This window comes from Rathayibacter sp. VKM Ac-2754 (assembly GCF_009807095.1).
Classification (GTDB): Bacteria; Actinomycetota; Actinomycetes; order Actinomycetales; family Microbacteriaceae; genus Rathayibacter.
Genome location: NZ_WUCC01000001.1, coordinates 307,309 through 329,806 on the forward strand (window position 1 = coordinate 307,309; position 22,498 = coordinate 329,806).

Below are 22,498 nucleotides of genomic sequence, written 5' to 3' on the forward strand. Positions count from 1 at the left end.
TCACGCGCATTCCGCGGGCCGCCGCAGCGGACGAGGACACGCTGGTGGAGGTCGTGAAAGCGCTCCACCGTCGTGGCGCGCGGCCACGTCTCACGGGATCGTGAGTCGAGCAGAGATCGTCGCGACGGCTCGTCGCGACGCGAGCGTGGAGGTTGATCATGGCGTTTCTGACCACGGACGATGGTGCGGAGATCTACTACAAGGACTGGGGAAGCCACGACGCGCAGCCCATCGTGTTCCACCACGGCTGGCCGCTGTCGTCGGACGACTGGGACGCGCAGATGCTGTTCTTCCTGGCCGAGGGCTACCGCGTCGTCGCCAGCGACCGCCGCGGGCACGGCCGCTCCTCCCAGATCGGGACCGGCCACGACATGGACCACTACGCCAGCGACGTCTCCGCCGTCGTCGAGCACCTCGACCTTCGCAACGCGGTCCACATCGGCCACTCCACCGGAGGCGGACAGGTCGCCCGCTACGTCGCCCGGTACGGACAGCCGCAGGACCGGGTCGCGAAGGCGATCCTCGTCTCGGCCGTGCCTCCGCTGATGGTGCAGACCGACGCGAACCCCGACGGCACGCCGATCTCGGTGTTCGACGGGTTCCGCGAGGCGCTGGCCGCCAACCGGGCCGAGTTCTTCCGCGACGTCGCCGCCGGCCCGTTCTACGGCTTCAACCGCGACGGAGCGACCGTGTCGCAGCCCGTGATCGACAACTGGTGGCGTCAGGGGATGATGGGCAGCGCGCTGGCGCACTACGAGGGCATCAAGGCGTTCTCGGAGACCGATCAGACCCAGGACCTCGAGGACATCACCGTCCCGGTCCTCGTCACCCAGGGCGACGACGACCAGGTCGTGCCGTACGAGGACGCCGCCCTCAAGCAGGCCGAGCTGCTGCAGAACGCCACCCTCAAGATCTACGAGGGCTACCCGCACGGCATGCTGACCACGCACGCCGCCACCATCAACCCCGACCTGCTCGCCTTCATCCGCAGCTGACGGCGGTACCTCCTGGGCGAGGGAGCCCCGGACCGTCGAGGCCGCCTGGAAGGGCGGGCCCCCTCGACGGTCCGGGGTTCCCTCGTCGTCGGGACGCGGGCGCGGGGCCCTGCCTCCCGGCGTCCGTACGACGTGGGTCTCGATACGCCGCCTGTGGCGGCTACTCGACCAGCATTCTGGCGGGCGGAGCCGCGGGCTGCTGCTGCGCCCGTTGCCCGCTGCCCTTGCATGCTGATCGAGCCCGCAGCCCGCGGAGCGGGCGTATCGAGATCCACCAGCGTCAGATGGCGAGCGGTCAGTTCTGCGGGAAGCCCAGGTTGATGCCTCCGTGGCTGGGATCGAGCCAGCGGCTCGTGATCGCCTTCTGCTGGGTGAAGAAGCGGACGCCCTCCGCGCCGTGGGCCTTGGTGTCGCCGAACAGCGACGACTTCCAGCCGCCGAACGAGAACGTCGCGACCGGCACCGGGATCGGGACGTTGATGCCGATCATGCCGACCTCGACCTCGTTCTGGAAGCGCCGTGCCGCGCCTCCGTCGTTCGTGAAGATCGCCGTGCCGTTGCCGAACGCGCCGTTGTTGATCAGCGCCACACCCTCCTCGTACGACTGCACGCGCACGATCGAGAGCACCGGGCCGAAGATCTCCTCGGTGTACACCTTCGACGTGATCGGCACGTCGTCGATCAGCGTCGGGCCCAGCCAGAAGCCGTTCGGATCGCCGTCGACCTCGATGCCGCGCCCGTCGATGACGACCTTCGCGCCGTCCTCCTCCGCGATCGCGATGTAGGAGGCGACCTTGTCGCGGTGGACCTGCGTCACCAGCGGACCCATGTCGCAGCCGCGACGCCCGTCGCCGATGCGCAGCCTCGACGCGCGCTCCTGGATCTTCGTAATGAGCTCGTCGGCGACGGGCTCGACCGCGACGACGACCGAGATCGCCATGCACCGCTCTCCCGCCGAGCCGAAGCCCGCGTTGATCGCCGAGTCTGCGACCAGGTCGAGATCGGCGTCCGGCAGCACCAGCATGTGGTTCTTCGCCCCGCCGAGAGCCTGCACGCGCTTGCCGTGCTTCGTGCCCGTCTCGTAGACGTACTGCGCGATCGGAGTCGAGCCGACGAACGAGATCGACTTCACGTCCGGGTGCTCGAGCAGGCCGTCGACCGCGACCTTGTCGCCGTTCAGCACGGTGAAGACACCGTCGGGGAGGCCGGCCTCCTTCCACAGCGCACCGAGCCAGATCGCCGAGGACGGGTCCTTCTCGGACGGCTTCACGACGACGGAGTTGCCCGCGGCGATCGCGATGGGGAAGAACCACATCGGCACCATCGCCGGGAAGTTGAACGGCGAGATGATGCCGACGACACCGAGCGGCTGCCGGGTCGAGTACACGTCGACGCCGGTGGACACCTGCTCGGAGTACTCGCCCTTGAGGTGGTGCGCGAGGCCCGTCGCGAACTCCACGACCTCCTGGCCGCGGGTGATCTCGCCCAGCGCGTCCGAGACGACCTTCCCGTGCTCGGAGGTGATGATCTCGGCGAGCTCCTGCTTCTTGGCCTCGAGCAGCTCGCGGAACTTGAAGACGATCTGCTGGCGCTTCGCCAGCGACGTGTCGCGCCAGGCGGGGAACGCGGCCTTGGCGGAGGCGACGGCCGCGTCGATCTCGGCGGCGTCGGCGAGTGCGACCTCCTTGGTCACGACTCCCAGCGCGGGGTCGTAGACCGGGGAGGTGCGGCCCGACGACGACGCCGACGGCGCCCCGTCGATCCAGTGGCCGACGACGGACAGGCCGTCGGTGGACGGAGTGGTGCGGGGCTCGGCGATGCTCATGGGGTCGACTGTAGGCGGGGCGGGGCAGGGCGGTGTGACGGATTCGTCCAATGCGGTGGGGGTTCGTTGGACGGATCCGCGCTGGGGACGGATCTCGATACGCACGCTGCGCGCGCTACTCGATCAGCAGGCTTGTCGGCGCGCTACTCGATCAGCGAGCTCGCGGGCTGCTCGGTCGGCAGGTTCGCACCCGGGACCTCCGGCGCGAAGCGCGCCAGCGCCGCCGTGATGTTGTCGTGGCCGCCGCGCTCGTTCGCCCAGGCGACCAGCGCCTCCGCCAGCGTCACCGGATCGCTGCCGACCCGGGCCTCGGCCTCGTGCAGCACGCGGGCGAGGTCGTCGGCGGGCGAGGCGTAGTTCCAGAGCCCGTCCGAGCACGCGAGCACCCAGCCGGGCTCGTCGAGCACGGTGGAGGCGATGGTCGGCGACTCGTCGTGCGCGTCGGCGCCCAGCCACTTGGTGATGGCGTGCGCGTCGGGAGCCGACTCCGCCTCCTCCCGGCTCGTGCCCGAGGCGATCTGCTCCTGCGCCCACGAGTCGTCGACGGTCAGCTGCCGGGGCTCCCCGGCGTCGGGGATCCAGTAGCTGCGGCTGTCGCCGACATTGCCGGTGACGAGCAGAGCTCCGTCGAGGATCGCGGCCGTGAAGGTGCACGACGGAGGGTTCTCGCGCTTCTCCGGCACGGCGGCGTCGATCGCTCCGGCCGCGCGGGCGACCGCCATCTGCAGCAGCGCGCCCCAGCGCTCGGCCCCGCGGGCCTCCTCGGCGACCTCGGCCTGCAGAGCGCTGAGCGCGGCGCGTGCCGCGGCGAGCGAGGCGCGATCGGAGTCGGGAGTCGACGAGACGCCGTCGCAGACGACCAGCAGAGCGGTACGCAGGGCACCCTCCGCGTCGACCGCGCCGAGTGCCATCGCGTCCTCGTTCGCCGCGTGGCGGATCCCGCGGTCGCAGACTCCGCCGACCAGCGGGTGCGGCGCCTCGGCCCAGTGCTCGCGCTCGGTCGGCGCCCGCTGCCCGCACTGCTCGCAGTAGCCGTCGTCGGCCACCGCTCCCCCGCAGTAGACGCACGGGGCCGCCGCGGCGGCGGGCGCCGGCGGCTCGGGCGCGCGCACGATCAGCGCGCTCCCGCAGGCCTCGCAGAAGGCGTCGCCGGTGGTCACCGGCTCGCCGCAGACCGGGCAGGCGGTCGCGAGCTCGCCGCTCACGTGAGCGTCCAGCGGCGGACGTCGTTGGCCCGGTCGACGAGTCGGAGCCGCTCGTCCTTCTCGCGCGTCGAGCTCGCGAGGGCGCGGTACGACGCCTCGAGGCCGTCGCGGATCGCGGCCTCGTTCGCCTCGACTCCGCCGATCGACGCGCCCTCGGCGGGCCCGTCGCGGCGGACGAGCTCGAGGGCCGACTCGAGCACGCCCGTCGTCAGCTCGAGCCGGGTGCGCTGGTCGATCGCGACCGAGTCGATGCTCGACAGCGCCGCCGAGAGCGACGGGAGACCGCGTCCCGAGCCCGCGAGCAGCTCGGCCCGGCGGCGGCGCGCGTCGACGTAGGAGGAGCGCGTCGGAGTCACGATGTCGAGGGCGTCGAGCGCCCCGTCGAGATCGGCGCGGTGCTGCCGCACGCGGGCGAGGCCGAAGGCGGCCGGAGCCGTGTAGTTCGCATCCGCTCGCGCGCAGATCACGTAGAGCGACTCCGCGACCTCGGGCTCGCCGCTCGCCTCGCACGCCGCGGCGAGCGCGAGCTTGGGCGCGAGCTCGCCGGGCACTTGGCCGTACACGGTGTTGAACGAGGCCCGGGCACCGACGGAGTCGCCCCGCGCCAGCTGGGCGAGCCCGCTCATCCACACGGCGCGCCACTCCCACGGGTCCTCGGTGAGGATCTCGCCGGTCGCCCGCGCGACGTCGTCCCAGCGCTCGGCCTCGATCGCCGCGCGGGCGCGCGAGAGGCGCACCTCGACGGTGACCGTCGGTGCCAGCGCGAGCGCACGGAGGCGGACGATCGGGTCGGCGACGTTCACGCCGGCCAGCCACGCCTTCGCCGCGTCCGACTCGTCGATCTTGAGCAGCGGCAGCGCGTCCCACGGCAGCGGCCGGTCGACGACGTCGGCCACCGGCGCCTCGAAGAGCGCCGACTCGGTCGAGTGCAGTGCGGGGTGCCCCGGCCCGCGGTCGGTCGCGACGACCTCGCGCAGCACGCCGAGCAGCTGCCCGCGCATCTCGTCGACGGTGGCGAAGCGGTCCTGCGGGTCCGGCGCGCACGCCTTGGCGACCAGGCGGTAGAAGGAGTCGTAGCGCTGGAACAGCGGCGTCTCGGACACGGGCGGCAGCGAGGCGACGTAGGTGGTCTGGTTCCCGCGGAAGTCGAGCACGAGCGAGGCGATGGTGCGCCCGATCGTGTAGACGTCCGAGGCGATCGACGGCCCGACCTCCGGCACCTCCGGCGCCTGGTAGCCGATGGTGCCGTAGATGGCCGACTCCTCGTCGTCGCTCCGCCGCACTCCACCGAGGTCGATCAGCTTCACCTGGTCGCCGACCTGGATCATGTTGTCGGGCTTGAAGTCGCAGTAGAGCATCCCGTGGTCGTGCAGGTAGGCGAACGCGGGCATCACCTCGAGCACGAAGGCCAGCGCCTGGTCGACGGGCAGCGGGTCGGCCGCTCCCCCGTTGGCGTCGAGCCGCTCCTTCAGGATCTGCTTGAGGCTCGGGCCGCCGACGTACTCCATCACGATGTAGCCGGCGCCGTCGTGCATCACGAAGTTGTAGATCTCGACGATCAGCGGATGCTCCACCTCGGCGAGGAACTGCCGCTCGGTGATCGCGGCCGCGTACGCGTCGGGGTCGCCGGAGTTGAGCAGGCCCTTGAGCACGACGAAGCGGCCCGAGACGTTCTGGTCGCGGGCGAGGTAGATCCAGCCGAGTCCGCCGTAGGCGAGGCAGCCGGCGACCTCGTACTGACCGCCGACCACGTCGCCCTGCTTCAGCTGCGGGGTGAACGAGAACGGCGTGCGGCAGTTGGGGCAGAAGCCCTCGGTGCGCCCCGGCTTGCCGTCGCGGCCGCGGCCGACGGCGGTGCCGCAGTTCGAGCAGAAGCGCTTGCGCTCGGGGAGCACCGCCTCGCTCATCAGCGCCGCCATCGGGTCGGCGGCGGGGCGCGAGGGGACGGTGGTGAGTCCGGCGCCCAGGCGCGGTCCGCGCAGGCGCGTCGACGTCGTGCCGACCCGTCGGGTCACCTTCGAGCCGGTCTGGGCGGTGCGGGCCGAGCCGAGCGCGGCGGTCGCGAGGCGGGCGGAGGAGGTGCGTCCGCTCCGGGCGGTCGCCGCCTCCTCGGCGTCCGGTGCGGCCGAGGCGTCGGGCGTGCCCTCGACGAAGCCGGTGCCGAACGCGGCGGAGGCGGTCGCGGGAGCCGGAGCGGAGCGGCGGGCGGTCGGAGCCGAGGCGGCGGGTGCCGTGCCCGTCTCGGGCGGCAGCCCGCAGACGTTGCAGTAGCCGTCCTCGATGACTCCGGTGCAGCCCGGGGTCGAGGTGCAGGGTGCGCCGTTCATGGGGTGGCCTTCCGGGTGGGAGTGGGGCTCGGCAGATCGCGGGTGACGACGTCGTACTGCTCGACGAGATGGCGGGCGAGCGGCACCGAGCAGGGCACGGCGTCGAGGGCGGCGCGCACCTCCTCGTCGGCGGCGACTCCCACCGCAGAGGCGGCGCGGCCGTTCGCGGCGGCCCGCTCGCGGAGGGCGCGGAGGCGGAACCCGAGGGCCGCCCGCTCGCGCAGCGGCGAGGTGTACGCGGCCTCGACGGCGTCGAAGGCGCGCCCCACCGCGGTGAGCCGAGCGAGGTGCGCGTCGAGCGCCTGCCGGTTCGAGGGCGGCTCGCCGAGTCTCGAGACATCGGGCACCGCGAGCCGCGGGGGGTCGGCGATCTCGCGCCGGCAGCGCGCGACGAGCTCGCGCAGCGGGGCCTCGCGCCTCTCGGCCGCCTCGGCCAGCTCGATCGCGCGCCGGCGGTCGCGGTCGAGGCCGCGCCGCTCGGAGGCGGCGATGATCAGGTCGCGCTCGAGGCGGGCGGAGTCGCTCTCGAGCTGCCCGAGCGGGCCGGACACATCCGCTCCCCTGCCGGCCTTCTCGGCCAGGGCGTCGAGGCGCGAGCGCAGCACGGCGACGCGCTTCGCGGCGTCCTGGTCGACGGTCCCCCGGTTGTCGCGGGTGAGGTCGCGGCAGCGCTCGATCTCGGCGCGCACCCCGACGATCCGCCCCGCCACATCGGTGCCGCTGGGATCGAGCTCGAGGCGCGACTTCAGCTGCCCGACGACGGCGTCGCAGAGCCGCACCGCCTCGACGAGCGAGACCGCGGCGCTCGCGCCCGAGCCGGACGAATCGAGCCGGCCCCAGATCAGCTGCGACATCCGCTCGCGGGCGACGACGTCGACCCGCCCCGAGTCCCAGACGACCTCGAGCTCGGCGAGGCGTCGCGTCACGGCCTCGCGCAGCGACTGCGCGAGCACGACGTCGGAGGTGTAGCTGTCGGCCTGCGGGGACGCGAGCGCGGCCGCATCCAGGCGCGAGAGCTCACGGGTGGTGCGGTCGAGCCAGCGCCCGAGCGCGGCGAGGTACTCGAACAGCTCGCGCTGCGGGACCGCCTCACCGAGACGCCCCGGCGCGACCGGGCTCCCCTCGGCGGTTCCGGTGACGCTCATCGCCCGTAGGTCGCCGCGGGAGGGGACGCCGCCCCGAGCTCGCCCAGCCAGCGGTCGTAGATGCTCTGCCAGCGCCCGTCGGCGCGGAGGCTCTCGAGCGCGGCGTTCACGAACCGCACGTAGTCGGGGTCGTCGGCCGGCATGCCGAGGCCGTACGGCTCGGAGCTGAGGGGCTCGCCGATGACCTTCGCGTACGGGTCCTGCGCGACGAAGCCCGCCAGGATCGTGTCGTCGCCGGCGATGGCGTCGACCGATCCCTCCTGGAACTGCGCGAGGCACTGGGTGTGGGTGTCGGCGGCGACGGCCTCGACATCGGGGTAGTCGTTCTCGAGGCGGCTGAGCGTCGTGGTGCTGCGCGGGGCGCAGACCTTCTGATCGGCGAGCCCGTCGATGCTCGTGGCGTCGCTGTCCTCTGACACCAGGACCTTCAGCCCCGCGTCGTAGTACTCGGAGGAGAAGGCGATGCTGCTCCAGCGGTCGCAGGTCATCGTGAGGGTGCGCGCGACCATGTCGACCTGCGGTGCTCCCTCGCCGCCGGTCAGCGCGGGCAGGCGCTGGGCCGAGGTGATCACGACGAAGGTGATCGCGTCGGGGTTCCCGAGGATCGCGCGGGCCATCTCGCGGGCGATGTCGATGTCGAAGCCCTCGATCGTGCCGGTGAGCGGATTGCGCGCGCTCATCAGCAGCGTGTCGGCCGAGACTCCGACCCGGAGGGCGCCGTTGGCGCGGATCTCGGCGAGCCGCGTGCTGTCGGTGACGCCGGTGGGCGCGTAGGAGGTGACCGCCGACGGCGAGCACTCGGTGGCTGCCGGCGCGGCGCTCGCGGTCGCAGTGGGTGCCGCGGTCGGAGTCGCGGTGCCGACCGCGACCGCGCCGAGGTCGTCGGCGCCGGTCGTGCAGCCCGAGACGGCGAGGGTCGCGCCGAGCACGAGGGCCAGGGTGGCGGTGCGCAGTCGCGTGAGGCTCGGGCGGTTCATCGGTACTCCTCCAGTCGCTGCGAGACCCCGCGCCAGGCGAGGCCGGCGCCCACGAGGCCGGCGGCCAGCAGGATCCACGAGGCGATCGACGAGATCGCCCCCCACGTGCCGAGCGTGGCGCGGGTGGTGGTGGCGCCGTCCTCGACGGCCTTCTTCGCGTCCTCCTGGAAGGCCGCGAAGGCGACGTTCGCCGAGTCGGGTTCGGTGGACACGGCGAGCTGCACGGCCCTCTCCCAGGTCCCCCCGTCGTCCGCGTCCCGGATCGCCCTGTGCAGCTCGAGCCACGCCTCGAGCTCGGTGACCAGCGCGGTGTCGACGATGCCCTCATCGACGCCGTCCTGGAGCTTCGTCGTCGCCTCCGTCGCCGACGCCTGGAACTGCGCCTCGAGAGCCGCCCCCGAACCGCGCTTGATCAGGGTGAAGCTCTCGAGCGACTTCGCCTCGCTCGCCGCGGTGAGCGCCTGCGAGACCGCGAGGGTCGCGCGGTAGGAGTCGCCGCGCACGGCCGCGGCGTTCGAGGAGGTCGTGCCGAAGGCGACTCCGCCGGCGATGCCGAGCACGAGCAGCAGGACGGTGGCCGTCGCCAGCGAGCGGTTGAGGTAGCGGTGCGTGCGCCGGGCCAGCCAGATCTGCGCGCCGACCATCAGCAGCAGCATCGCCAGGGAGCCGACGAGCAGCAGCACGCTCCAGCGCACGGTGTCGTAGGCGCTCGCCACGCGGTCGGCGCCCGTCTCGACCAGCTCGTTGAGGTCGGCGAGCACACCGTCTTCGGCCGTGAGCACGGCCGACGCCTGGTCGAGGTACGCGGAGCCGACCGGGAAGCCCTGGCGGTTGTTCGCCCGGGCCTGCTCGATCAGGCCGCTGTAGGTGGTCAGGTCGCGCGCGACGGCGGCGAGGGCCTCGGCGTCGCGGGGCTCCGACGACGAGAGCGTCGCCAGCTGCGCGGCCGCGGCCTGGACGGAGCTCGTGAACTCCTCCCGCTGATCGGCCGGCTCGAGCCCGCCGACGAGGAAGGTGTTGGCCGCGATCGCGTTCGCGTCGACCAGGAGGTTCCGCACCTCCTGCACGCCGACGATCTGCGCCGACTGCTCGCGCGCCTCGGCGGCGGCGCGGGCCTGCAGCGCGCCCGCCTGCTGGGCGAACAGGCCGAAGAGCACCGCGGCGACGGCCGTCAGCACGAGCAGGAGGCGGAGGGTGCGCGGCGTGGTCGACGTCGCGCGGGCGAGCAGGGTCGGCTTCCCGGCCCGGGCCGGGGGCTGCGCGGCGGACTGCTGCGCGGCGGCGGGCGCGGGCGGCGCGGCGGTCGCCGTCGCGACGGGAGCGGTGCTCATGCGGTCTCCTCCGTGGGGGCGATCCCGGGCGCGGACTCGGACTCGGGCTCCTCCGGCTCGGCCTCGACCACGTCCTCCGGCTCGAGGATGCGCAGCTCGTCGAGCGTCGGCTCCTCCGTGTCGCGCAGGCGCCAGGCGTGGCGGGCGATGGAGGCGTCGAGCACGTTGCGCACCCAGCGGCCGTTGCCGAACGCCTCGGTGCGCTGCTGGGCCGCGGCGAGCTCGGCGAAGGCGGCGAGCGCCTCCTCGGTCGGCTCGAAATCGGCGGAGGCGGCGAGGCGCCCGAAGATCGCCGACAGCTCGTCGTCGGAGTAGTCGGCGAAGTCGATCGTCGTCGAGAAGCGGCTCGCGAGACCAGGGTTCGTGTCGAGGAAGCCCTGCATCGGGCCGGAGTAGCCGGCGACGATGACGACGAGATCGCCGCGGTGGTCCTCCATGTCCTTGACGAGCGTGGTCACCGCCTCCGCGCCGTACTGGTCGAGCGCCAGGGCGTAGGCCTCATCGATGAAGAGGACGCCGCCGCGCGCCCTCGCGATGACCTCCGCGGTCTTCATCGAGGTCTGGCCGAGGTAGCCGGCGACCAGCTCCGAGCGGTCGACCTCGACGAGCACGCCCTTCGAGAGGATGCCGAGCGAGCGGTAGATCCGCGAGACGAGCCGCGCGACCGTGGTCTTGCCGGTGCCCGGGTTGCCGGTGAAGACGAGGTGGCGGGTGAGCGTGGGCGTCGTGAGGCCGGCGGCCTGCCGCAGCGTGTCGATGCGGAGCAGCTGGGTCTGCCGCTTGATCTCGCTCTTCACCCGGTCGAGCCCGATCAGCGCGTCGAGCTCGGCGAGGAGGTCCTCGATCGCCTCGGGCGGCGGGAGAGGCTCGGGCTCCTCCTCCGTGGCGGGCGCGACGGGAGACGCGGCCGCGGGACCGGCCGGGTCGGGCTCGTCCTGCGGTCCGTCGTGCTCGGTGCGGCGCAGTCGCGCCAGGATCTCGTCGACGCCCGGCACCCCCGCGGGCAGATCGGTCGGGAGCGACGGCGTCGGGAAGGTCGGCGTCGGCGCCGGCGTCCGCGGAGCCGGCGTGCTCGTCGACGGCAGCGCCCCGAGCTGGGCCGCGGCGGTCGCGGAGGCGGAGGCGATGCCTCCGATGCCGGGTTCGCCCAGCGCGCTCGCGGCCGAGACGACCTCGGTGAGCGCCCGGGCGTAGGCGGCCGCGTGCTCCGAGCGCACCGCGACGAGCGAGGCGAGCAGATCGGTGGGCGAGCTGCGCCAGCGTCGCCCGCGGGAGGCCGCCGTGAAGAAGGCCTCGAGACCGCCGGACGTGCCGGTCTGCGCCAGCCAGTCCTGGCCCGCGCCGGTGATCGACTCGGCGACCGCGGCTGCGAGCCGGCCGCCCTCCTCGCGCACGGCGGCGGCGTCGAGGCCGGCCGCGGATCCGGTGAGCACGAGCGCGTCGAGCGCCGCGGACAGCGCGGTCACGAGGCGCTCGGCGGCTGGAGGGAGCCGGGGGTGCTCGGCGCGCCGGGGGTGCCCGACGCGTCCAGCCCGCTCGGCGAGAGCGACGACTCCGTGAACTTCTCGGCGAGGAACTGCCCGTGCGCGATCAGCGCCGAGGCGTCCTGGCGCGAGACGGCGTCGGAGATGCGGTCGAGCGTCGCCCCGAGCAGGTCGAGCTGGTCGCAGAGGATCATCAGCGAGGTCTTCCCCTTGTAGACGGCGCGGCGGTCGGCGAAGTCGCGCGGCAGGCGGAGGTAGCCCTCCACCGCCTCGGGCAGGTAGCTGGTGGCCGTCGCGACGACGGTGTGCCCCTGCTGGCTCATCCCGCCGAGGCGGTCCAGGCGCGGGATCATCTCGCGCACGGTCTCGTCGACCCGGCGGATGCGCGCCGAGACGAGCGGCGGCACGCGGCCGGCCGTCGTCGCCGCGACCCGGTCGAGGGCGGCGAGGATGTCGTCGCTCGACGGCACGCGCGGGAGGGCCGGCGCGGTCTCCACCGGAGCGGCCGGCTCGTCGCCGCCGAACAGTCGGGAGAGCCAGCCCATCGGCTAGCGGCCGAGATCGAGCGCGGAGGTCGCGTCGATGTCGGAGTTGCTGCGGCGAGCCCGCTCGACGTACTCGCCGGCCTTCGCCGTCTCGGTCTGCAGGACGCCGACCGTCTGGGCCATGCTGTCGAGCGCCTTGATCTTGAAGTCCGAGATCGAGTCCATCGTCTGGTAGATGTTCGCGAACGCCGCCTGCAGCTGGGGCAGTCCGACCGTGGCCGACGCCGCCTGCGACTGGATGCTCGCGGACTGCTCGGCGAGCATCCGCGAGGTCGCCTCGATCATGTTCGAGGTGGTCGTGTTGAGCGCCGTGATCTGATCGAGCACCAGGCGCTGGTTGGCGAGCGCCTGCGCGACGATGACCGCCGTGCGCAGCGCTGAGACCGTGGTCGTGGTGGCGCGGTCGACGCCCTTGATCAGCTCGACGTTGTTCTTGATCACCACGTCGATCGCGAGGTAGCCCTGGATCGACACCGCGAGCTGCGTCAGCAGATCCTGGTGCTTCTGGCGGGCGTAGAAGAGGACGTCCTCGCGCAGCGCACGGGCGCGGTCGGGGTCGGTCGCGTCGAGCTCGGCGATCTTGGCCGAGAGCTTCACGTCGAGCCGCTCGGCGACGTAGATGTACTCGTTGAGACGCGTCATCGTGTCCCACAGGTTCTGCTTCTCGAGGTTCAGCGCCGCGTTGTCCTTGCGGAGCTCGTCCTGCCCGTCGTACAGCGCCTGGATGATCGCGTTGAGGTGCGACTGCGCGCTCTCGTACCGGCGGAAGTAGTCGGTGATCTTGTTGCCGAAGGGGATGAATCCGAGGATCTTCTTCTGGATGTTGTCCTCGGAGGGGTCGAGGTCCTCGACCGTGCGGCGGAGCTCCAGCAGCGTCTTCCCGATGTTCGAGCCCTCGCTCAGGCCGCCCTCCTGCAGAGCGCGCACCGGAGTTTTGAGCAGCCGGTTCGACGAGTCGGCGGCCGAGCGGATGTCGGCGTCGCCCATCGTGCGGATGTCGTTGGCCTTCGCCGCGAACTCGGGGCTGCGCGCCTCGGTCGCCATCAGCGAGTCGAGGTAGCCCTCGACCTTGGCCTCGAGGCCGGGCAGAGCCTGCTCGGGCACCTTCGGCGCGATCGACGGTGCCGACGTCCTCGACACGGCGTCGACCGGGGCCGGCGGCGTGAGCGAGAGGGCGTTCTGGGGCGGCTGCAGGGCCTCGGTCATCGGGATCCTCACCGTTCTGTGGCGCTCGGCGCCGACTGCGGATGAACGTCGGGACAGTGTATCCCGAGGCGGTGCGAGCGGGCCCCGGTCAGCGACGACGCAGGGTCGCGACGGCGACGCCTCCGAGCGCGATCACGCCTCCGATCAGAGCGGCGAGCGGTGGAGTCTCGGCGAGCACGAGCCACGACAGCAGCACGACCACCGCGGGCACGGCGTAGGTCGTCGCCGCGGTGCGTCCCGCGCTGGTGCGGGTGAGGACGTAGCCCCAGGTCGTGAAGGCGATCGCGGTCGGGAAGACGCCGAGGTAGACGACGGCGAGGATCGAGGCGACCGGGGCGTCCGCGAGCGACTGGACGAGCTCCGGCGCGAACGGCAGGCACGCGACCGTGGCGGCGAGGCAGCCGATCCAGGTCATGGTCGGCGCGTCGATCCGCCCGAGCAGCCGCTTCTGGAGGGTCGCGGCGCCGCCGTAGAGCACGGCCGCCGCGAGCGCCAGGACGACCCCGATCGCGTCGAACTGCCCGGTGGAGGTCGAGATCGCGATGACGGCGACGCCGACGAGCGCCACGAGCATCCCGCCGAGCAGTCGCCGGGGGAAGCCCTCGCCGAGGAGGAGGCCGGCCAGGACCGCGGTGATCATCGGGGCGATGTTGACGATCAGCGCGGCGGTGCCCGCGTCGACGTGCTGCTCCGCGGCGTTGAGGGCGAGGTTGTAGAGCCCGAACCAGGCGACTCCCCAGACGATCACGAGGGCGAGGAGGCGCCCGCGCGGGAGGGGTCGGCGCTCCTCCGCCGACCTGCGCGCCGTGAGCACGAGGTGCACGATCGTGAGCGCCACCGAGCCGATCGCGATCCGGCCGAGCGTGAGGGCGCCGGCGCCGAAGTGCTCGCCCGCGATCCGGATGCCGACGAACGCCGACGCCCAGAGGATCACGGTGGTCGCGATCGCGAGCCAGAGGAGCGTGGCGCCGTGCAGGGAGGAGCTGGAGCGGGTCGTGGTGCTGGTCACGTCCCTATCGTCTCGTGCCCGCGGCCCCGCGTTCCGCGCCCGCCCAGGTGTCCTCGCAGCAGCGCGGAGCACGATGAGCCGGTGACCTCCGTCGATCCGGTGCCCCCTGTCGAGCCGCTGACCCCTGTCGAGCCGCTGACCCCTGTCGAGCCGCTGACCCGCACCGCGCCCGCGCTCGGCGGGCCGCGCATCCTCCGTCAGCGCTGGACCGAGGCGTCCTTCCTGCACTGGCGCGTGGACCCGTCGCTGGTCGCGCCGCACCTCCCCCGCGGCGTGCGACCCGACGAGCACGACGGCTCGTCCTGGGTCGGCCTGATCCCCTTCCGGCTCTCACGCACGGCCTTCCTCGGCGGCCCCCGGGTGCCGTGGCTCGGCACCTTCCCCGAGGTCAACGTGCGGCTCTACTCCGTCGACGAGCAGGGGCGCCGCGGAGTGGTGTTCGTCTCGCTCGACGCCTCGCACCTGCTGCCCGTGCTCACCGCGCAGGCCGTCTTCGGGCTGCCCTACCGCTGGGCGCGGATGGGCATCGAGCACCGCCACGGCGCCGTCGTCTACTCCACCGAGCGCATCGGCGACCCGGCCGCCCGCTCGCGCATCGTGGTGCGCCCCACCCCGGGCAGCGACGCGTCGGAGGATCCGCTCGCCTCGTTCCTGACCTCGCGATGGGCCTACCACGAGACCCACCTGGGCTCGACCTGGTACGGCCGCAACCTGCACCGCCCGTGGCCGCTGCAGCGCGCGTCCCTCCTGGCGCTCGACGACGGCCTGCTCGACGCGGCCGGGTTCCCCGGGCTCGCTGGGCGCGCGCCCGACTCGGTGCTGTACTCCGCGGGCGTCGAGACGGTCTTCACGGTGCCGCGGCGAGTGGCCTCGTAGCCTGGGACGATGCGGAGTCGCGCGGATGTCCGGGTGCTGGGCCTGCTCGCCTGCACGCTGATGCTCGGAGGGTGCGCGACGTCCTCGCCACCGGTCGATGACGCCGGGGCGGCGGCGTGCGTGCCGCTCGTGCGGATCGAGCCGCGGGTCGCCTCTCCGGGCGACACGGTGACGGTGATCGTCGACGATGACTGCGATCTCGAGGCGCCGGAGGGTGGGTGGGAGGTGATGGTCGCACCGGTGGGGCGGTTCGAGTCCGCGATCCGGAGCACCGTCGCGGCGGACCTGGACGAGGGCTTCTCTGTCGCCATCCCGCTGCCGCCCGGCTTCCCCGCCGGAGAGGCGTTCGGCGGGATCGACGGGTGGGACTTCTCGCACTGCCCCGACTCGGCGAGTTGCGCGAGCCCGACGGGGGACTTCTCGGTGCGCTGACGAGCGCGAGCGGGCGGTCGTCCTCCACAGACTCGACTCATCGGAATCATGCACCGGTCGATCTGTGCGGTCGGTCCAGTGTCAGTGGTCCGTGGTGTCATCCTCGTATGGTTCTTCTGGATGTGGATGCGAGACCGCCGGGCGGGGTGTCGGTGCGCGAGCGCTTCGACGACGCGCTCGTGTCGGCGGTGGGTGCGGCCTGCGCGGTGGACGCGTTCCTGTCGCAGGCCCAGGCGCAGCGCTACGAGCTGGTCGAGCTCGCGCGGCTGGCGGCGGTCGCGCTGCCCGAGGCGCTCGTCGATCCGAGCGTGCAGAGGCATGTCGAGGTGATGGAGGCGGCGCAGCGTGCGCTGGTCGCGGAGATCGCGACGGGCATGCGGATGACGGAGGCCGACGCCGCCGCACTCATCGAGGAGAGCGCGCTGCTCGTGAACGAGCTGCCCGACACCTTGACCGCGCTGCGGGAGGGGCGCTGCACCCCGCAGCACGTCCGGGTGATCGTGAAGGCCGCGTGGGACGTCCCCGCGGAGGTCCGCGAGCGCCTCGATGAGGAGGCGGCGGTGCTGGCGGTGGCGTTCACCGCCGGGCAGGTGCGGCGCCGGCTCCGCACGGTCCGGGAGCGGCTGCATCCGGAGTCGGCGACGGCGCGGCACCGGCGGTGCGCGGAACGCCGAGGAGTGTGGCTCGGTGGGGAGGCCGACGGGATGGCGACCCTCCACCTCCACCTGCCGGCCCCGGAGGCGCACGGCGCGTTCGACCGCGTCGATCGGGCAGCACGTGCGCTCGCAGCGGCGCCGGCGGAGGCGCGGACGGTCGGACAGTTGCGGGCAGACATCGCGGCTTCGCTCCTGCTGGACGGCGAGACCTCGTCCGACGACGAGCACCGCACCACCATCACGTCCGTGCCGGCGGGGATCCGACCTCGCGTGTCGGTCACGGTTCCCGTGCTGACTCTCCTCGGGCGCTCGGAGGAGCCGGGCACCCTTGACGGGTACGGGCCGATCGACCCCGGGACCGCACGCCGGCTCGCAGCGGACGCTCCCTCGTTCACCCGGATCCTCACGCACCCCGAGTCCGGGGCGGTGCTCTCCGTGGGGCGCGACTCCTACCGCGTCCCCGCGGATCTCCGGCGGCACCTGCAGCACCGCGACGGGACCTGCCGCTTCCCGGGCTGCGTCCGCTCGGCGGCGGACAGCGACGTCGACCACGGCATCGAGTGGCAGAACGGCGGCGGGACCGACGTCGAGAACCTCGCCCACCTCTGCCGGCACCACCACCGCCTCCGTCACACGACCACCTGGACGCTTCGGCATCGGCCCGGAGGGGTCCTGGAGTGGACCAGCCCCACCGGCCGGAGGCACCTCACCCGCCCGGTCGAGCCGGAGCAGCCGTTCGCGCGAGAAGGAGAACCGGAAGGAGGACGAGAACCGAAAGGAGGAAGGGAAATGGAGCGAGACCGGCCCGGAGCGGAGGGGCCGCCGCCGTTCTGACGGAGAAGGTTCTGCCGGAGAAGGTTCTGCCGGAGAGGGAGTCGCACAGCGGTGCTTCCGCAAGGGCCGATGGAAGGATCGAAGCGAGAACGGAGTCCGGGGAACGGAGTCCGGAGCCGGCCAAGGGGGGAGGACGGTGACGATCGAGACCACGCGACTGATCGAGGTCGAGCTCGAGGGCTGGTCGCTGGACTGCTGCGGGCAGCCGTTCCAGGTCGGCGACGAGGTCACCTGGATACTGGCGACCCTCCCGCAGCGCACGGCCGGCCCGATCCGATACCTCGAGGAACGGCACGGATCCTCGCTTCCCGTCCTCGAGGTGACAGGGGTCGTGAGGTCGCTCGTAGGGCTGCTGGTCACCGGCAGGCGGCTCGCGATCGGCGAAGGCGTGCAGACGTCCGACCGGTCGGAGCGGATCCTGAGGCGGTTCGACGGGTTCGACGGATCGCGCGGCAGCTGGACCCTGCGCGCCGCCCTCGAGATCGGCGCGGACGAGGAGCTGCCCCCGCCTCGGGAGCCGCGCACACCGGCGATTGGGCAGGTGCCCCCGCCGGCGCCCGGGGAGGTGGTCGCCGGTCTGCATGCGCTGCTGGGTGCGCTCCACTCCGAGTACGGCGACCGTGCGCATCCGACCGGTGGAAGGCGGCAGGAAGGCGAGCCTCCTCCCCGTGGCGACCGGAGCCGGGGCCGTGCACTGGGCCGCGGGATCCGAGCAGATCGTCGTGAACCTCGAGTACGCGAGGGTGATCCTGCCCGCGGATCCCACCGGCGTCCTGCGGGTGGCGGCGCTCGTCCGCGGGCTCGCGCGAGGTACCCCTCCGGATACGGGCGACGCGACTCCGCCCGTCGACGGGCGTCATCCCATCGAACGCCGTCAAGGGGGTCCTGTGCCATTGGGGCGACGGCGTAGCGTTCCCACTTCGGCCTGGTGACGGCGGGCACCGACGAAGAGAGGAACACTCATGACAGCAGACTCGACCGGCGTCGCGACGGCCACCGCCGTGCTCTTCGACATCGACGGGACTCTCGCCGACTCGAACTTCCTGCACATCGAGGCGTGGGCGCGGGCGTTCTGGCAGTGCGACCTCGAGGTCGCGTCGTGGCGGATCCAGCGCGCGATCGGCGCCGACGCGGGCGAACTCCTCGGGATGCTCGTCGAGGACGACGTGGACGAGACGACGCGCGCCCAGCTGAAGGCCCTGCACACCAAGAACTACGCCGAGCTGTCGGCGCGCATCGAACCGCTGCCCGGAGGCCGCGCACTGATCGCGGCGATCGCCGACCGCGGCGCCCGTGTGGTGCTCGCGACCTCGGCGCCGCAAGCGGAGCTCGACGTGCTGCTGCGCGTCCTCGACCTCGGCGACTCGGTGCACGCGATCACCAGTGGCGAGGACGTCGAGACGGCCAAGCCGAGCCCCGACCTCCTCAACATCGCTCTCGAGCGAGCCGGAGTCACGACCGACCACGCGATCATGGTCGGCGACGCGACATGGGACGTCATCGCCGCCGAGCGGGCCGGGCTCGCCACGGTGGCCGTGATGTCCGGCGGGACCGGGGAGCACGAGTTGCGCGAGGCGGGCGCCGTCGCGGTCTACGAGGACGCCGCAGCGGTCCTCGCCGACCTCGACTCCGGGCCGCTCGCGAGCCTCCTGAGCTGACGCGCTCAGGAGGCCCGCGGCGCCTCAGCCCTGCGGTCGGCGGCGGAGCACCAGAAGCGTGACTCCCACGGCCGCGACGACCGCGACCAGCGCGCCGCCGATCCAGAGCACGTCGCCCAGCAGTGCCGGGTCCGCCGCCGAGGCGCTCGCGGAGTCGTCGGAGCCCTCGGCCGACTGGTTCGACACGTCGACCGTGCCGTTGCAGTCGGGGACCGACTCCGATCCCTCCGCGAGTGCGACGCCGGCACCGGGCTGCCAGTCGAACGAGTACTCCCCCGAGACGGGGTGGCCGTCGGTCGAGACGACCTGCCAGGTCACCTCGTACGAGCCGGCGGCGCCGAGCTCGAGCGGCATGGACGCCTCCGGCCCGCGCACGGTGACGCAGCCGTCGCCGTAGAACAGACCGTCGGGTCCGACCACGCGCAGCGCCGCCGCCGAGCCGTCGGTGCCGAGCACGAGCAGGTCGTCGTTCGTCGTGAGGGACAGCGTCTCGGGCTGCTCCGTGACGGTGGAGTCCGCCGCCGGGGTGCTCGAGACGAGGTAGTTGTGCGCGCTCGCCGGCGTCGCCACCGCGACCGAGCCGAGCAGGCCGATCGCGGTGGCGGCGAGGAGCAGGCGGCCGCGCGTCCGGGGACTGCGCGTCACGCGGACGCCTTCGGGCCCCGGCGACGCGAGGCGAGCGCCACGGCGACGCCCACGGCTCCGACCACCAGACCGCCGACGCCGAGGACGCGCGCGACGACGTCGTCACCGGAGGACACGGCGGTCGTGGCGGAGGCGGCGGTCGCCACCGCGTCGTCCCCGTCGCCGTCGTCGTCGTGGTGGCCGGCACCCTCCTCCGCGGCAGTCACGACGACGGCCGGCGCGGGCAGCTCGGGCTCGTCCTCACCCTCGACGGTCGGCTGGTCCCAAGCGGTCGAGCCGGTCTCGCAGGTCTGCAGCACGGGGAACTCGAGGGTCTGCCCGGCGGCGTCCTCGGGGATCTGCAGCTGCAGCGAGACCGTGTCGCGGTAGCCGTCGGCGAGCGGGGTCCTGGCCGTGTAGACGACGTCCGAGACGCGCTCGGTCGCGGTGTTGCCGTGCGAGTCGGTCACCGGGTCGGCGATCGCGACCTCGTTCTTGACGACGTCCCAGTTGGGGTTGACGGTCGGGCTGACCGAGTCGACGCCGTCGGGCATCGTGATCGTCAGCCCGGTGGTGGGCGAGCCGTCGCAGCCGTGCGCGAGCGAGAAGGTGACGACGGTGTACGACCCCGCGGCCGTGCTGCTCGCCGCGGCGGTGACGTGGGCGTTCGCGGCGGCGGGGGCCGAGAGCGCGACGGCGAGTGCACCGGCTGCGGCGAGCGAGCCGCCACCGACGAGGCGCAGACGGGAGAGGGAGGAGGAAGACGTGGTCATGAGTGCGGAGTCCTTGAAGAGAGACCGGCGGGTCGCCGGAGAGGAGGACGCAGCGCGGGATCGCGGTGCGCGCGGGAACGCCGACCGGAGTCGTCCCGCGCGGGAGCGACGTCAGGCGGCGAGCAGTGCGCGCGCGGGCGGGCCGCGGTGCCGCAGCAGAGACAGGACCGCGTCGAGGGCGCGGGGAGCGCGCGGCTCTGGCGTGCCGACGAGGGCGATCGACGGGGAGGCAGGAGCGAGGAGGGCCGAGGCGCGCGCGACGATCCGCACCACGGCGCGGAGGAGGCCCGCGCCGAGCGTCCAGAAGAGGCGCTCGCCGCGCCGGAGGGCGGCGATGGTGAGCACGGCCGCGATCAGGTGCGCGCCCAGCATGCCGGGCGAGTGCGCCGCGTGGCCGCCGCCCGCCGCGATCAGCTCGACGGTGCCGCCGTCGTGGAAGTGCGCGCCCGTCGACGTGGAGCCCGCGACGCTGACGTCTCCGCTGCCGCCCGTCATCAGGAAGAGGCCGTGATAGGCGAGCTGGCTGAGCAGCACCGAGACGGCCAGGCGGGTCAGCGAGAGGCGCCGACCCGAGAGGAGCACGCAGACGACGGCCGAGAAGGCGATCGCGAGGGCGAGGATCGCGAGAGAGGGAGCCTCGGCCCCGGCGAGCGTGTGGGAGGCGGCGGCCGTAGCGGTCGCCGTGAGGGCCGCGACGGAGCCGCGTGCCACTCGTGCTCCTCGCGTCTGCACCTGCCCGCCTCCTGCGTCCGACGGCCGATGAGCGCACCGTGCGCAGGCCTTCTCCCAGGGTAATCGACGCCGGGGCAGACCCGGACCCGCGTCTTTCCGGGGATCCGGCCGCGTTACGAAGCCGTTACCTAGATGAACGAGCGAATTCCAAACCCCCTCACGGAGGGCTCCGAAGACATGACAACGGCCGCGAAACGGTCCACACAGTTCAGGTCCTCCGCTCCCCCGTGGAGACCGTCTCACGAAGGAGAAACCCCATGCGATCCACCAAGCGCACCATGCTCGCCGCATTCGCCCTGCTGGGCACCGCCACCCTCGGCCTCACCGCCTGCTCGAGCGGCAGCGGAAGCACCACCGAGTCCTCCGACGCCGCTACCGAGATGTCGACCCCCATGGCGACCTCGTCGGCCACGATGGACCCGGCCGCCAACCTCGTCGGCTCCGGCTGCGCCGCCTATGCCGAGCAGGTCCCGGACGGCTCCGGCTCGGTCGCCGGCATGGCCCTCGACCCGGTGGCCACCGCCGCGTCGAACAACCCGCTGCTCACCACGCTGACCGCTGCGGTCTCGGGTGCGCTCAACCCCGACGTCAACCTCGTCGACACGCTGAACGGCAGCGAGTTCACCGTCTTCGCCCCCGTCGACGACGCGTTCGCCAAGCTCGACGCCGCGACCCTCGAGACGCTGAAGACCCCCGAGGGCGCTGCGACGCTCTCGTCGATCCTCACCTACCACGTCGTCCCCGGCCAGATCGCCCCTGACGACATCGACGGCACGCACACCACCGTCCAGGGCGGCGACGTCACCGTCACCGGTTCCGGCGACGACATCAAGGTCAACGACGCCTCGGTCATCTGCGGAGGCGTCCAGACCGCCAACGCGACCGTGTACCTCATCGACACGGTGCTGACCCCCCCGGCCAGCTAGTCACCACGGCAGTAACACCGACAGGGGCGGGCGCGCAAGCGTCCGCCCCTTCCGTGTGCCCGGGGCCGCACCGCCCTACGGTGTGCGGATGCAGTCCCCCGACTCCGCCCTCTCGCGCCGCACCCGGTTCCACCAGCGCTTCATCGTCGAGGAGCGGTACATGCCCGCCCCGGCGCGGAGGCGGCTGAACAGGTCCGCCGGATCGCTGATCGCCGTCGGGCTGCTCGCCTTCGCGGCCCTCACCGCCCAGGTGATGACCCGCTCCGGGCTGGCCGCCCTCGATGTCCCGATCGCCGAGTGGTTCCGCGAGCGGCGGTTCGCCGAGGGCACCGTCGTGATGGACGTGCTCGCCACGGTCTTCGGGCCGGTCTACCTGCCGGGGATCATCGCCGTCGTGCTCGTGCTGTGGATCGCCCTCGCGCGCCACCTCTGGCGACCGGTGCTCCTCGCCGTCTTCATGCTCGTCGGCGTGATCAGCGTGCAGCTCGCCGCGTTCCTCGTCGAGCGCTCCCGCCCGCCGATCGCGACCATGCTGCTCGGGCCCGACCTGACCTTCTCGTACCCGTCGGGACACGTGATGGGCGTCTGCGACTTCTTCCTGATCACGACGTTCCTGCTCGCCTCGCGACGCTCGTCGCCCCTCTGGGCGATCGGAGGGTACGCGCTCGCCCTCGGGATGATCGTCTGCCAGATCGTCAGCCGCCTCTACCTGGGCTACCACTGGCTGACCGACACCCTCGCGTCGTTCTCGCTGTCGCTCGTGATGCTCGGATCGGTCATCGCGATCGACACCTGGCGGACGGCGCGGGTGCCGGGCGAGGACGTCTCGGGAGAGCTGTCGCAGGTCGAGCGCGGCTAGGGCGCCCGGACTCCTCCACAGGCACGATGCGAGGGCGAGTCGTCCCGTTCGGAGCCGGCGGCCGGTCCGGTGGCGGACC

21 protein-coding genes are annotated in these 22,498 nt (G+C 72.9%); 8 read left to right on the plus strand and 13 right to left on the minus strand.

Annotated features, from left to right (window positions below; all coding sequences use genetic code 11):
* The first annotated feature begins 158 nt into the window (after positions 1 to 158).
* Positions 159 to 995, plus strand: a complete 837-nt coding sequence (locus tag GRS92_RS01550; protein WP_159852632.1) for an alpha/beta fold hydrolase — start codon at positions 159 to 161, stop codon at positions 993 to 995.
* A 295-nt stretch (positions 996 to 1,290) separates the two neighbouring features.
* Here GRS92_RS01550 and GRS92_RS01555 read toward each other — a convergent pair whose 3' ends face one another.
* The 10 genes from GRS92_RS01555 to GRS92_RS01600 all read right to left on the minus strand — a co-directional run bounded on the left by GRS92_RS01555 (position 1,291) and on the right by GRS92_RS01600 (position 14,049).
* Positions 1,291 to 2,820 carry a CoA-acylating methylmalonate-semialdehyde dehydrogenase gene (locus tag GRS92_RS01555; RefSeq protein ID WP_159852634.1) on the minus strand — a complete coding sequence of 510 codons (1,530 nt, stop codon included), beginning with the start codon at positions 2,818 to 2,820 and terminating at the stop codon, positions 1,291 to 1,293.
* 143 nt (positions 2,821 to 2,963) lie between these two features.
* The gene (locus GRS92_RS01560) at positions 2,964 to 4,025 is read right to left on the minus strand and encodes a PP2C family serine/threonine-protein phosphatase (protein WP_204162340.1); all 1,062 of its coding nucleotides are present in this window, start codon (positions 4,023 to 4,025) and stop codon (positions 2,964 to 2,966) included.
* Positions 4,022 to 6,352, minus strand: coding sequence for a serine/threonine-protein kinase (locus GRS92_RS01565; protein WP_159852636.1), 2,331 nt, complete (start codon positions 6,350 to 6,352; stop codon positions 4,022 to 4,024). The genes GRS92_RS01560 and GRS92_RS01565 overlap by 4 nt, the downstream gene beginning before the upstream one ends.
* The gene (locus tag GRS92_RS01570; protein ID WP_159852638.1) at positions 6,349 to 7,497 is read right to left on the minus strand and encodes a hypothetical protein; all 1,149 of its coding nucleotides are present in this window, start codon (positions 7,495 to 7,497) and stop codon (positions 6,349 to 6,351) included. Before GRS92_RS01570 ends, GRS92_RS01565 begins: the two co-directional genes overlap by 4 nt.
* Positions 7,494 to 8,474, minus strand: coding sequence for a glutamate ABC transporter substrate-binding protein (locus GRS92_RS01575; protein WP_159852640.1), 981 nt, complete (start codon positions 8,472 to 8,474; stop codon positions 7,494 to 7,496). Before GRS92_RS01575 ends, GRS92_RS01570 begins: the two co-directional genes overlap by 4 nt.
* On the minus strand, positions 8,471 to 9,805 hold the full coding sequence (locus GRS92_RS01580) for a hypothetical protein (RefSeq protein ID WP_159852642.1): 1,335 nt from the start codon (positions 9,803 to 9,805) through the stop codon (positions 8,471 to 8,473). The genes GRS92_RS01575 and GRS92_RS01580 overlap by 4 nt, the downstream gene beginning before the upstream one ends.
* Positions 9,802 to 11,271, minus strand: coding sequence for an AAA family ATPase (locus GRS92_RS01585; RefSeq protein ID WP_159852644.1), 1,470 nt, complete (start codon positions 11,269 to 11,271; stop codon positions 9,802 to 9,804). Before GRS92_RS01585 ends, GRS92_RS01580 begins: the two co-directional genes overlap by 4 nt.
* Positions 11,268 to 11,834, minus strand: a complete 567-nt coding sequence (locus GRS92_RS01590) for a hypothetical protein (RefSeq protein WP_159852646.1) — start codon at positions 11,832 to 11,834, stop codon at positions 11,268 to 11,270. Before GRS92_RS01590 ends, GRS92_RS01585 begins: the two co-directional genes overlap by 4 nt.
* A gap of 3 nt (positions 11,835 to 11,837) precedes the next feature.
* Positions 11,838 to 13,040, minus strand: coding sequence for a toxic anion resistance protein (locus GRS92_RS01595; RefSeq protein ID WP_159852648.1), 1,203 nt, complete (start codon positions 13,038 to 13,040; stop codon positions 11,838 to 11,840).
* Positions 13,041 to 13,128: 88 nt separating this feature from the next.
* Positions 13,129 to 14,049 (minus strand): DMT family transporter, encoded by a 921-nt coding sequence (locus tag GRS92_RS01600; RefSeq protein WP_159852650.1) that lies wholly within the window; start codon positions 14,047 to 14,049, stop codon positions 13,129 to 13,131.
* Positions 14,050 to 14,130: 81 nt separating this feature from the next.
* Between GRS92_RS01600 and GRS92_RS01605 the strand changes: the two genes are divergently transcribed.
* From GRS92_RS01605 to GRS92_RS01620, 5 genes are all read left to right on the plus strand, one after another.
* Positions 14,131 to 14,925, plus strand: a complete 795-nt coding sequence (locus GRS92_RS01605; RefSeq protein WP_235021759.1) for a YqjF family protein — start codon at positions 14,131 to 14,133, stop codon at positions 14,923 to 14,925.
* Between the two features lie 9 nt (positions 14,926 to 14,934).
* Positions 14,935 to 15,357: a hypothetical protein gene (locus GRS92_RS01610; protein ID WP_159852652.1), complete on the plus strand. Its 423-nt coding sequence runs from the start codon at positions 14,935 to 14,937 to the stop codon at positions 15,355 to 15,357.
* A gap of 122 nt (positions 15,358 to 15,479) precedes the next feature.
* The gene (locus GRS92_RS01615; protein ID WP_159852654.1) at positions 15,480 to 16,847 is read left to right on the plus strand and encodes an HNH endonuclease signature motif containing protein; all 1,368 of its coding nucleotides are present in this window, start codon (positions 15,480 to 15,482) and stop codon (positions 16,845 to 16,847) included.
* 136 nt (positions 16,848 to 16,983) lie between these two features.
* A complete protein-coding gene (locus GRS92_RS19200; RefSeq protein WP_442966214.1) occupies positions 16,984 to 17,757 on the plus strand; it encodes a DUF6578 domain-containing protein in 774 nt (257 codons plus the stop codon).
* Between the two features lie 52 nt (positions 17,758 to 17,809).
* The gene (locus GRS92_RS01620) at positions 17,810 to 18,505 is read left to right on the plus strand and encodes an HAD family hydrolase (RefSeq protein ID WP_159852656.1); all 696 of its coding nucleotides are present in this window, start codon (positions 17,810 to 17,812) and stop codon (positions 18,503 to 18,505) included.
* Positions 18,506 to 18,529: 24 nt separating this feature from the next.
* Here the strand turns inward: GRS92_RS01620 and GRS92_RS01625 are convergent, their stop codons facing one another.
* From GRS92_RS01625 to GRS92_RS01635, 3 genes are all read right to left on the minus strand, one after another.
* Entirely contained in the window at positions 18,530 to 19,150 is a 621-nt protein-coding gene (locus GRS92_RS01625; protein ID WP_159852658.1) for a copper resistance CopC family protein, read from the minus strand.
* Positions 19,147 to 19,902: a YcnI family copper-binding membrane protein gene (locus GRS92_RS01630; RefSeq protein WP_159852660.1), complete on the minus strand. Its 756-nt coding sequence runs from the start codon at positions 19,900 to 19,902 to the stop codon at positions 19,147 to 19,149. The genes GRS92_RS01625 and GRS92_RS01630 overlap by 4 nt, the downstream gene beginning before the upstream one ends.
* A 111-nt stretch (positions 19,903 to 20,013) precedes the next feature.
* Positions 20,014 to 20,613, minus strand: a complete 600-nt coding sequence (locus GRS92_RS01635; RefSeq protein WP_159852662.1) for a hypothetical protein — start codon at positions 20,611 to 20,613, stop codon at positions 20,014 to 20,016.
* A 278-nt stretch (positions 20,614 to 20,891) separates the two neighbouring features.
* Between GRS92_RS01635 and GRS92_RS01640 the strand changes: the two genes are divergently transcribed.
* Together GRS92_RS01640 and GRS92_RS01645 are read left to right on the plus strand one after the other, a co-directional pair.
* A complete protein-coding gene (locus GRS92_RS01640; protein WP_159852664.1) occupies positions 20,892 to 21,560 on the plus strand; it encodes a fasciclin domain-containing protein in 669 nt (222 codons plus the stop codon).
* 88 nt (positions 21,561 to 21,648) lie between these two features.
* Positions 21,649 to 22,419, plus strand: coding sequence for a phosphatase PAP2 family protein (locus GRS92_RS01645; RefSeq protein ID WP_159852666.1), 771 nt, complete (start codon positions 21,649 to 21,651; stop codon positions 22,417 to 22,419).
* Positions 22,420 to 22,498 lie beyond the last annotated feature (79 nt).